Genomic DNA, 12,015 nt, shown 5'->3' with positions numbered 1-12,015 from the left:
TTGGTCGGTGAATTTACAACATCACTTTTCCCAGAGGCTATCTGTGAAATAATGTTTGCAATCCAAAAAATTAGTGGTCAGTTTAAAGTTTGTGGCTTCTGCTAAGTTACTAATTTCGTCGAGACTGTACTTTTTAGAAAGTTCTGTCCAAATTAACTCATTATAATCAAAGTGAATTGTTGTGTTTAAAGCTTTAATTTCAACGGCTTGTTTCCTCAGACTTACGATGTAGCTTTTTACATCGCCAGTAATAGGATTATAATGGCAATAAAAATCGAAATCATCGATCTTAAAATCAGCTTCTAATTCTCTACTAATTCTTAGTAGTAGATTTAGGTTAAAACGTTTGGTAATTCCATGCTTATCGTAATACGCATTATGAATGATGACTGGATTCTTCTTAATATCGAAACCAATCAACAATTTATCGCCAAGTTTCATATGATCGTGAAACAATTGCAATAGTTCTTTGGCTCGGTCTTCTTGGTAATTACCAATATTTCCACCTAAAAACAGTAACAAACTTGGGTAATCACTAGTGCGATTGTCTTTCAAAATTTCGAAATAATCACCCACTTTTGGATGGACTTTTAAATTAGGCAAACGTTCTTTTAAATTCTTAGTCAGTATATATACAGCTTCTTGCGAAATATCAATAGGTATGTAATGAAAATCTACATCATGATTTACTAAATGCTCTAAAAGCTTAAAAGTTTTAAAACCATCTCCTGCGCCTAATTCCACAATATTAAAAGGTCCTGAGAATTTTAAGGCCTCAATAATTTGTTTCGACTGCATGGATAGTATTTCGAACTCAGCATTGGTGAGATAATATTCAGGCATATTCATTATTTCTTGAAATATGCGACTCCCATTATCGTCGTAAAAGTATTTTGAGGATAAGTATTTGTTTTCGGCTGTTAAGCCATTAAGCACATCTTGTGCGAAGGTATCTGTCATCTATTTTGCTAATCTTATGCCTGAAAATTGCCAACGCATTTCAGGGTGAAAAAAATTTCTGTATGTTGGTCTGCTATGATTGTTTCCCGTAGCGACGGAGGCACCTCTCAAAACCATAGTATTAATCATAAATTTGCCGTTATATTCTCCCAAGGCTCCTTCTACTTTTTTGTAGTTTGGATACGGTAAATAAGCACTGTTGGTCCATTCCCAAAGTTGTCCGTAATTCAATTGATTGGCTGCGACCTCCCATTCAAATTCAGTTGGTAGTCGCATGCCTTTCCATTGTGCAAAAGCGAAAGCTTCGTATAATGTGACGTGGCTAACTGGCAAATTAGGTTCAATAGCTTTAAACCCTTTAAGTGTGTAATGCATCCATTTGTCTTTGACTTTGTGCCAATACATTGGTGCTTCCAATTTGTTATTTTGAACAAAATCCCAACCTTCAGCATGCCACAAATTAAAATCTTTGTAACCACCAGCTTCTATAAATTCTAGATATTCTGAATTGGTGACCAATCGATTTGAAATTTCATAATCATGAAGGTACACTTTATGTCTTCCTAATTCATTATCCCAGCAAAAGTCATCAGTATTATGACCAATTTCATAAACACCTTCTGAAATTTTTACAAATTCTTGATGTTCATCTTCTTGTTTCAAACTGATCTCAAAGTCTAACTTTGGAAACGAAGGTTGGTGTCCAAAAATATACTTAATATCATATATCAGTAACTCTTGATGCTGCTGCTCGTGCTGTAAACCAATTTCAATAATATCGGATATATCTTTGGAGATGCCTTTAGAAATGAATGCACTTAAATGTGAATTAACATAAGTTCTAAATTCTATAACTTCACTGAATTTTGGTCTTGTCATTAAACCTCGATTAGATCTTATGACACGGTCACCAACGTTGTTATAGTAACTATTAAAGTAAAACGCATAATCATTATGAAAAACTTTGTAATCTTTAACGTATTCCGTAAGCACAAACTGCTCAAAAAACCAAGTTGTGTGCGCTAAATGCCATTTTGGTGGCGACACAAAATCCGTAGGTTGAATTGCTGTATCTTCTGGACTTAATGATTTACAAATGGCTTCCGTTTTATGCCGAATTTCTAAAAACTGTTCTTTTGTAACCGTATGTGATGTTGTGATTTGCAAGGGTTAATCTTTTATAATTTGGGTATTAAAAATAACTTCACTTTCAATGGTTTTATGCACAGGACATCGCGAAGCAATCTCTTTTAAACGTTCTTTTTGCGAAGCATCTAAGTTACCAACAAATTTTAGTTTTTTATTGATATGGTCTAAATATTTTGGTTGATCTACCTCAATTTGTAAATCGTCACTATGTTTTCTGGAATGTGAAATGTAAACAAACACTTCTCGTAAATCCCATTGCTTTCTCTCCGCATACATTTTTAGTGTCATTACTGTACATGCGGCAAGTGCTGCGTTGAGATATTCGTAAGGCGAAGGCCCAAAATCGCTTCCACCAATACTTGCTGGTTCGTCTGCAATGAAGTTATGATTTTTAGTTTGAATTGCCGTGGTAAAATTATCTTCAACAATGTTCAAATGACCAACCAATTGTTCCCCTTCAATACTTAACATGGTGTTCTCTTCTTTCGGAAAATAACGTCTTGCCCAAGTTCCTATAATATCGCCAACATATTTACTATCGTTTTCTTGAGATAACAGATGGTCGGCATCATCTAAAGTGATAAAACTTTTAGGATGGTAAGCGTTTTTATAGAGTTGCTCTGCATTTTCAATGCCTACAATTTTATCGAATGGCGAATGCATAATCAATAAAGGCTTTCGCAGTGCTTTTACGGTAGCTGGTAGATCTGTTTTACTAAATTCTGAAACAAAGTCTTCATCAATAACAAATGGTCGTCCACCAATATTTACTTCAATGTTACCTTTATCTTTAATCGCGTCAATCTGATGCGAAAATAAATGCGTAACATGATCTACTGTTGCAGGTGCACCAATAGTTGCCACAGCTTTAACAGCATCAATTTTTGAAGCCGCAACTAAAACTGCTGCTCCACCAAGCGAATGACCAACTAATAAACTTGGTGCTTGGTAATATTCTGTTATATAGCCATGAACATCTATTAAATCTTCTACGTTGGCTGAAAAATGACTCTCTGCAAATTCACCTTCACTTCTGCCCAATCCTGTAAAATCGAATCGTAATACGGCAAATCCATCTTGGGTTAATGCTCTACTTAAATGCTTTACGGCATTGAGATTACTACTACATGTAAAACAATGTGCAAAAATGGCGTAGTAGTTTGGTTTTTGGTTTGCAGGTAATTCTAAACTTGCGCTTAGCATTAGTCCTTTTCTGTTTATAATTTTAAGCTTGGTGCTTTTCATGGTGGTTTTTTATTTCATACCTGTCAGGTTGGTAAAACCTGACAGGAAATTTCGGATTCAAATAGATTTTATTAAACCATCATTTTATTCCTCAACTCTAACTCCTCGCCAGAATGCGACACGATTTTTTATGCCCTTTGCTAATTCTGAAACTTCAGGATAAAACCATGCTGCATCTTTATTTTCTTTGCCGTCGACTTCTAATGTGTAATAAGATGCAGTGCCTTTCCAAGGACATACGGAATGTAATTCGCTAGATTTAAAAAATTCCTTTTTGATACTCTCATGCGGAAAATAATGGTTGTTTTCTATGACGACTGTATCGCTACTCTCTGCGATGACTTTGTTATTCCAAATTGCTTTCATGTTTGTTATTTTTATAGACCTATATGGTTTTTTTTAAACCTTGTAGGAACTGTTAGTTTAGCTTTACAACCCTAAAGTCCCCTCAAGGGGACAATAGTCCAATTCATCTCAGCGGACTGTCCACTTGAGAGGACTTTAGGAGTGTTTTTCGTCCGATTTATATTTTATTATTTCGTTTAAAGACCTGCTAGGTTTTAAAAACCTGCTAGGTCTGATTGAGGTCTGAATTTAAGAACTACAACTTAACATTGAACAACCTACTTTATGTCGTGCCCATTCTGGTCGTTTGGTAAACCATTTTCCGTTTTCTGGTTGTTCTTGGTAAGGTTGTTTTAATAGTTCAAATAGTTCATCTATTAATTTGTAATCGCCTTTGTCTGCATCGTCAATTGCCAATTGTGCCATGTAATTTCTTAACACGTATTTTGGGTTGACTTTATTCATTTTATCTTTGCGGTCAGCATCTGATAGCAATTCCTTTTCTAGTCGTTGGTCGTAAATTTTAAACCAAACTTTCCATTGCGCTTTAATTTCATATTTTTGCTGTTCTGGTTTGTAAATGGCTTTATGGACGTGTTCTAATCCCGCTTCAGGAAACCCTTTTTTATAATTTGACAATAGTCTGAAAAACATGGTCATATCAGTTTCGTGTCGTGTTAAACAGTCTTGTAAATCTGACATTAATTTGGCATCACTTGCAGCTTCAATTTGCAGTCCTAATTTAGAACGCATCATCTGTAAAGACTTCGTTTCAAAATCAGTTTGATACTGGTTCAAAACAGTTTCAAACGGTTCGGCTTCATCAACTAAAGTATATAAAGCATTGGCGAGTTGTAGTAAATTCCATAGTCCGATGTTGGGTTGATTGCCAAAACGGTAGCGCTTATTTTGTTTATCAGTTGTGTTTGGTGTCCATCCAAAATCGAAATCTTCTAACCAGCCATAAGGTCCATAATCAATAGTTAATCCGAGGATAGACATATTATCTGTATTCATAACGCCATGCACAAAACCGACACGTTGCCAATGGATAATCATGTCTAGTGTTCGGTTAGCAACGGCTGCAAAAAACTTGATGTAAGTTTCTTTTGAAGGTTTCCCGAGTTCAGGATAAAAATGCTTGATGGTATAGTCAGTAAGCTTTTTTAAATTTTTTGTGTCGTTTCTGGCTGCGAACAATTCAAAATTACCAAAACGAATAAATGTTGGAGCTAATCTGCTCACAATAGCTCCTTTTTCATAATCGGCATTACCATCATAGAGCATATCTCGCAACACATCATCACCAGACAACATTAAACTCAACGCTCTTGTGGTAGGCACTCCCAAATGAAACATGGCTTCGCTGCATAAATATTCACGAATGGAAGATCGTAACACTGCAAATCCATCGCCTTGTCTAGAATATGGAGTGGCTCCAGATCCTTTGAGTTGTATGGCCCAACGTTTTTTATTGTGCTCCACTTCAAACAAGTTAATAGCTCTACCATCGCCTAGTTGACCAGCCCAATTGCCAAACTGATGGCCTGCATAAGCCATGGCATACGGTTTTGTTTTAGGATAAATTTTTGAACCCGAAAAGATGTCTAAAAATGCTTTTGAATGGCTGTCTTTTTCATTCAACCCAATAGCTTCTAACATTGCTGCAGAAGCATGAATTAATTTTGGATTGGAAGGCACTTTTGGAGTTACATACGAATGTGTGGCTTCAAAAACTTGGCGTCTTGAGTTTTCAGTATGAGTATCTGATGGTAATTCGGTATTAAAGGTGTTGCTTATTTTTAATTGCATTGAAGGCTGCTTTCTGTTTTGGGTAAATAGAACGTTTATTAATACGTGCTCTTGGTAATTATTCGATATGAATTTCGTCTAAACAATCGTCGTTATAGTTTTGATTACATTGCAAAGACAATCAACTTTAGCTAAGTTACTACTTTAGTAATTGAAAAGGTTATAAATAATTCTTAAATTAGGCTCACATTTTAGTATATGGAGAATATAATAATTGAAGCAGAGAAGTACGTTATATCATATTTGAATGATAATTTAGATGCAACTTTCGTTTATCATAACCTTGCACATACGCAACGTGTGGTTGGCAAGATAAAAGAACTTACAGAAGAAAGCTCTTTAAGTGATACGGAAAAACAACACCTTTTAATTGCTGCATGGTTTCATGACACGGGATTTACAAAAACAATTGAAGGTCATGAAAAAGAAAGTGTAAAAATTGCTTCCAAGTTCTTAACAGCGCAAAATGTTTCAGAAGATACTATAAAAGGGGTTTCTAAACTCATAATGGCAACGCAAATGAATTATAAACCTACAACTAAGATTGAAGGTTATATAAAAGATGCCGATTGTGCCCATTTATCTAGCAAAAATTATGAAGATTACGCCAGCTTATTGCGGAAAGAATGGGAATTAACCATAGGCAAGACCATATCGAAAACAGATTGGATACAAGAGAATATTATTTTTTTAACTAACCATTCTTTTAATACAGATCTTGCTACAAAAAAATGGGAAAGTCGTAAAGGAAAAAATTTAGCGAATCTTTTACAAAACCAGAACAAGATTAAAGAAAACACAGAAAAGCTAAAACAGAAAAAAGCAGAATTAAAATTTAAAAAAGACAAATTAGACTTACCAGATCGTGGTATTGAAACCATGTTTAGAGTGGCACTTCGTAATCATATTACTTTAAGTGATATAGCGGATACTAAAGCCAATATTCTATTATCTGTAAATGCCATTATTATCTCTTTGGTTTTATCTAATTTAGTTTCTAAACTCGATAATCCATCTAATGGTTATTTAATATGGCCAACAGCTATATTTGCCTTATCTACGGTAGTTTCAATCATCTTATCAGTACTAGCGACAAGACCAAATGTAACTGGTGGTAAATTCACGAAGGAAGATGTCTCTAACAAAAAAGTGAATCTTTTATTCTTTGGAAATTTCCATAAAATGAAACTTGATGAATTTGAATGGGCTATGAAAGAAATGATGCAAGACAAAGATTACCTCTATAGTTCACTTACTAAAGATTTATATTTTTTAGGGCTTGTCTTAAATAGAAAGTACAATTTACTCAGGCTCACGTATACTGTATTTGCCGTTGGTATTATTGTAAGTGTTATTGCTTTTGCCATTGCATTTCAGTTTTCTGGTTCAGAAATAGCGACTACAGCGATGTTATAAAGGCAAAACATCAATTTTACGCCTTGATTTCTTTCATTAAATCATCATAAGTATAAAACGCCTTATCATCTTTATCTTTATGATAGAGCACACTCACTCTGATAGCTTTTAAGCCAGTAACAGCTTGAAGATCTTGAAGCTCAACGATTTCTACATCATCATCTAAATAGCGTTTAGATTGTAAAAACTTAACGTATCTTAAATACTCTCGTTCGTCTTCTTTTTGTGAATACACAATACTGATTTTACCTTTTTGTGTTACGCGTTCTGTTGTACCTTTAATGAAGGCTTTATCTACGCGTTTTTTTACTATCTCGTAACGCGCATTGTAAGTGCCATCGACATCAAATTGCTTTTCATCCATTCTAAAACTAATGGACAATGGTTGGTTAAATACTAATATCATGGAAGCGACATCCAAAGCCACTGGAAAATCTGACTGCATTTGATAATACGCGTTTTCCATTTCTACCATGACTTGCAACTGCCATAATCTTAAATTATAAAGGTAAATAGGATTAAAACTATCTTCTTTAGTAATAGATTCGCCTATATACATGTTGTGCTCAACACCATCTGTTTTAAAACGTTCAAAATAATGTGGATACATCAATTGCGCTTCTACTTGTTTCTGGTCTAACAGCGCAGCCATTTCTTTATTAATTAAAGCAATGGTGTCATCATAATGTTTTCTATGATGGTATAAGACATCTACAACAGCATCAATTTGATTAAAATAATGATCAATTCCTGCTTTCAATTCGTCTGTAGTGTACAAATGTTTTAAAACAGGCTCTATGTCATCTTTAATAAAACTTGCTATTTGTTGTTCACTATCGACTTGAAAATTTGAATCTAAACCTTCTAAAAAATCAGTGATTTGATATATATATTGCTCATAAATTGGTAACTGCTCTAATTCTGACGCTTCTTTTAAAATGCCCTGAACCGTTTTGAGTTGTAAAGTCAAATCTTGTTGCGTTGCTGTATTTCGAGCTTCGGAAGAGCCTTTAATATCTATTTGTCCGTAAAGTGGATAAATATTCTCGAATGCAATTTTATTAAAGCTCGGCTCATTGCCACTCATTTGATCTTTAATAAAATTTTTGGCCTCTTTTTCGAATCGCCAATGCACACTTGGATGGATAGAGGTACATTCTTTTTGAATAATGGCTTCAATTAAATTGACTTCTTCACTTTTAGAACGTTCTACTGCAGATACAATAAAAGGCATCACATCTACTAACTTATTCGCATTAATACTATTAAGGACAAAAGGTTTTTCTGAAACAATTTCTAAAATCCCCATTAATCCATCTTCATTGGCAATAGGTGCCAAAATAGCACTTTTAACACCTTGATCTTTTAAGGTTTTATACTGAGGTGCTTTACCTTCTGATAGCTTAAAAAATTTATCGACGTCAGACACCGCGTAGAACTTCTTTTCTTTCAATAATGTTTGATAAGACCAACTGCACATGGCTTCAGAACACTTCAAAGTCTTCTGTTTATTTAATAAATAACTATCCATACCTACACCGTAGACATGCTCAAAGGTATCTTCTTCTTCGTTATAAATTGAAAAGCCAACTTTAACGTCGTTTAATCCTAAAAGTGAACGGAAAATTTTATGAAAATCTTCCATAAAACTTTCATTTTTCCGCTTGTCTTCGCCTATTAATGACGATTTAATATTTGAAATAGACTGATCGTCTGTAACATCAAAAATATTAGAAATTACAAAGCCTTTAAACGTATAGCTGTTAGGTGGAAACTTCGCTTTCCAAAGTTCAATATTTTCAAAGTTATCTAGTAGTTCATCATAATCTTCTCTTGTTATTTTTGGAGCATCTGCACTTGGGATGATCTCAGTAAAATCTGCATTATATAGAATCTTATAATAATGCATAATTCCATTGGCATCTGGAATTTCGTAAAGAAATGGACGCTTAAAATTTAAATCATAGCCGTAGCAAAAATTAAGAATTATGGTACATGCGATGATATACGTCTGATCCTCTGGCATGTTTTTAATCTGTAATTCAAAATCTTTACCAGCGATTTCAATAATAGACTTAAATCGTTCTGAGGAATTGAAGATAAAATTATGAAATGGTATCGATGCTGTTTTAATCTCGTTCTTGGTTAGAATAGGACTAAACGCATCTTGAAGAATGCCTTCTATTTCCTTTTCATACGTTTTAAATAATTTAGTATCACTGAAACCGTCTCTTAAAACAGGATGCTCTTCTACAATTTTAAGTACACGTCTTGCATTAGAGGCAATAAAATCGTTATCAGCTTGAATTAAATTTTCGTACTGACTTAAAAGTTTATTGAAACTGACTTTTAATGTAAAAGGGGATTCTATGTTATCGTTAATATCCAAAATTATCTAATTTGATTAAAGCAAGTTACGAATAATATAGATAGTCGTTTTATTTTAGCATAGCTTACGTGATTCAACGTCATTTAAGTCCCTAAAAAAATCTAAAACCCTAAATGACCATAAGTCCAGTTAGAACCATCACTAATAAAAATTAATGTTTTGGTAGTAATGTTAGCACCTGCGAGATCAACTGTAGTTGTGCCTGCTGTACTGTTGTTTCCTGCAAAAAACTCAATACCTGCTCCTATACTACTTATTATAGCATCATCTACGTTACTTACATTCCTTAATATATAGATTCTACCCGGGAATAATGAGGCATCCGGCAAGCGAAATACTTGACCTGCACCAGTCGTAGTAATTGATATATAAACACCATCCTCTATTAAGGTTGGTGTTGCTGAACCCGTTATACTTAAATGTTTTACAGAAAGGTTTCCATTGATATCCAAAGTACTTTGAGGGTTATTTGTACCTATTCCTACTTGAGCATAAGTAGAATTAAAACAAAATGCTAATACTATTATTAAAATTAAATTTTTCATAACGAGTAAAATTAAATTATTGTTTCTTTTTTAAACTGATGGCAAAACCTCCACCTTCAGCTAATTTTATAGTTAGTTTAGTTTTATTATTTATGTCTATTTTTTCTATGATTAAATCCAAAGGATTATCATTCCAATGTGCGTTGTCACCATCTTTATAAATTATGGCTTCATAGATGTGATTCTCATCTAAAAAGCTAAAATCTAAATCTAAAGATAACGAATTTTCATCAGTTATGCCACCCACAAACCAATCTTCAGTAAGACGCTCTTTTCTGGCAATGGTCACATAATCACCTACTTCACCGTTTAAAACTAAAGTTTTTTCCCAATCTACACCAACATCTCTGATAAACTGCAAAGGTTTCGGGTTAGCTTCATAATGTTCTACCAAATCGGCTGCCATTTGCACAGGACTATAAATCACCACATACAATGCTAATTGCTGTGCAAGCGTTGTATTGACCTGATTGTCTTTTTTGTATGCATCGAATTTAATATTGAAAATACCTGGTGTAAAATCTATTGGCCCAGCAAGCATTCTTGTAAAAGCTACGATAGGTAAATGCTCTGGCGGATTGCCACCATCGCTTGCCCAAGCATTAAATTCTTGTCCACGCAAACCTTCTCGCGAAATGGTGTTAGGATAGGTACGTCTTAAACCTGTAGCTTTTATAGGTTCATGTGCGTTAATAGCAACTTGGTATTTTGCCGCTTTAATCACCGTATTATTATAATGATTGACCATGTATTGCCCATGATGGTATTCGCCCTTTGGTAGAATTTTACCAACATAACCTGTTTTAACGGCATGCATACCATGTTTCTGCATTAAAGCAAAAGCCGTGTCTTGTTGTTTAGTGTAGGTTTCAGTTGCCGCAGAGGTTTCATGATGCATAATAATAGTAACACCTTTTTCTTTGCCATAACGTACCACTTCGTCTATATCGTAATCTGGATAAGGGGTTACAAAATCGAAAACGCCTTCTCGGTCTTCAAAACCAATCCAATGTTCCCAACCTGTATTCCAACCTTCTACTAAAACGCCTCCAATATTATTCTTAGCTGAAAAATCTATAAAACGTTTTACATTTTCAGTGGTTGCACCGTGTGTTCCATTAGATTTTCCATGATCTGTCCACGTATTCATATCTTGAGTCATTCCATAATCCCAAGAGGATTTTCCTAAATGCATTTCCCACCAAACACCTGTATATTTCATGGGTTTGAACCATGAGACGTCTCCTAGTTTATTGGGTTCGTTCAAATTCACTATCAGATTCGATGTAATTAAATCTGGTGCATTATCCGTAATTTGAATCGTTCGCCAAGGTGTGTTGAAAGGCATGGTACGTTTTACTTTATAATCGGTGTTTTTAGAACCAACGAGATTACTTTTTAGATTGAGATTTTCAGTATCCACTTTTAAGGTCATTCCAGAATAATCGACTAATGCTGCCTCATGAAAACTTAAATGGATACCATCTTTACCAACCATAGTGACTGGTGTATTTACGGCATTTTCCGGAATATAGGTTTGTGCTAAATTGGTATGATTCGCATATGTTAAAGCGTCAACTTCTGAAAGTTTTGTAGTGCTATACAAATGTTCATAGATATCCCAATCTCCAGGAATCCAAAAGGTTTTGTAATCTTCTGTGAGGTTGAATTCAGTATGTTCTTCGGTTATAAAAACCTCTCCTTTTAAGTTCGTTTGTTCTGGAAATTCATATCGGAATCCAATGCCATCATTGTAAACTTTGAAAATGATGTTTAATAAGCGTGCTTCATCCGTTGTTTCTTCGAGTTCAATTTTTAATTCGTTGTAATGATTGATTACATCTAATTGTTCTCCCCAAGGCATTTGCCATGTGTCGTTAAAGTCTGAAACGTTTGTAGTCTTGACGCTAAAGTTTTTATTGAATTCAGGAATATCCTTAAATTCGAAACCTAAATAAGAGGTATCAACAATCGTTTTATTGTTGAATTTAACCGAATAATATGGACGACCTTCAGTGTCGAGACTAAAATTAACTTCAATCTTTTCGTTTGGTGACGTTATAATTTCTGTAACGCTCAATTCTGATGACTTACACGTAAATAGTGTTAGTGCGATTGCTATGATTACTAATTTTGTTTTCATAATTTGACTTT

9 protein-coding genes are annotated in these 12,015 nt (G+C 34.3%); 1 reads left to right on the top strand and 8 read right to left on the bottom strand.

Annotated features, from left to right (window positions below):
• Positions 1–21: 21 nt before the first annotated feature.
• From AB8B52_RS08600 to AB8B52_RS08580, 5 genes are all read right to left on the bottom strand, one after another.
• The gene (locus AB8B52_RS08600; RefSeq protein ID WP_406027148.1) at positions 22–960 is read right to left on the bottom strand and encodes an L-histidine N(alpha)-methyltransferase; all 939 of its coding nucleotides are present in this window, start codon (positions 958–960) and stop codon (positions 22–24) included.
• Positions 961–2,127 carry an ergothioneine biosynthesis protein EgtB gene (egtB, locus tag AB8B52_RS08595; RefSeq protein WP_406027147.1) on the bottom strand — a complete coding sequence of 389 codons (1,167 nt, stop codon included), beginning with the start codon at positions 2,125–2,127 and terminating at the stop codon, positions 961–963.
• A 3-nt stretch (positions 2,128–2,130) separates the two neighbouring features.
• Entirely contained in the window at positions 2,131–3,354 is a 1,224-nt protein-coding gene (locus AB8B52_RS08590; protein ID WP_406027145.1) for an alpha/beta fold hydrolase, read from the bottom strand.
• Positions 3,355–3,438: 84 nt separating this feature from the next.
• The gene (locus tag AB8B52_RS08585) at positions 3,439–3,720 is read right to left on the bottom strand and encodes a DUF427 domain-containing protein (protein ID WP_406027144.1); all 282 of its coding nucleotides are present in this window, start codon (positions 3,718–3,720) and stop codon (positions 3,439–3,441) included.
• Positions 3,721–3,948: 228 nt separating this feature from the next.
• Positions 3,949–5,511, bottom strand: coding sequence for a protein adenylyltransferase SelO (locus AB8B52_RS08580; protein ID WP_406027143.1), 1,563 nt, complete (start codon positions 5,509–5,511; stop codon positions 3,949–3,951).
• A 198-nt stretch (positions 5,512–5,709) separates the two neighbouring features.
• Between AB8B52_RS08580 and AB8B52_RS08575 the strand changes: the two genes are divergently transcribed.
• On the top strand, positions 5,710–6,927 hold the full coding sequence (locus AB8B52_RS08575; RefSeq protein WP_406027142.1) for a Pycsar system effector family protein: 1,218 nt from the start codon (positions 5,710–5,712) through the stop codon (positions 6,925–6,927).
• 16 nt (positions 6,928–6,943) lie between these two features.
• On the opposite strand, the gene AB8B52_RS08570 is transcribed toward AB8B52_RS08575, so the two are convergent.
• The 3 genes from AB8B52_RS08570 to AB8B52_RS08560 all read right to left on the bottom strand — a co-directional run bounded on the left by AB8B52_RS08570 (position 6,944) and on the right by AB8B52_RS08560 (position 12,004).
• Entirely contained in the window at positions 6,944–9,316 is a 2,373-nt protein-coding gene (locus AB8B52_RS08570; RefSeq protein WP_406027141.1) for a GAF domain-containing protein, read from the bottom strand.
• A gap of 101 nt (positions 9,317–9,417) precedes the next feature.
• Positions 9,418–9,768 (bottom strand): hypothetical protein, encoded by a 351-nt coding sequence (locus AB8B52_RS08565; protein WP_406027140.1) that lies wholly within the window; start codon positions 9,766–9,768, stop codon positions 9,418–9,420.
• Positions 9,769–9,877: 109 nt separating this feature from the next.
• Entirely contained in the window at positions 9,878–12,004 is a 2,127-nt protein-coding gene (locus tag AB8B52_RS08560; protein WP_406027139.1) for a glycoside hydrolase family 97 protein, read from the bottom strand.
• Positions 12,005–12,015: the final 11 nt, after the last annotated feature.

This window comes from Winogradskyella sp. (assembly GCF_045105575.1).
Lineage (GTDB): Bacteria > Bacteroidota > Bacteroidia > Flavobacteriales > Flavobacteriaceae > Winogradskyella.
The sequence above is the reverse complement of the archived record's forward strand: the minus strand, read 5'-3'. Positions and strand labels throughout refer to the sequence as shown.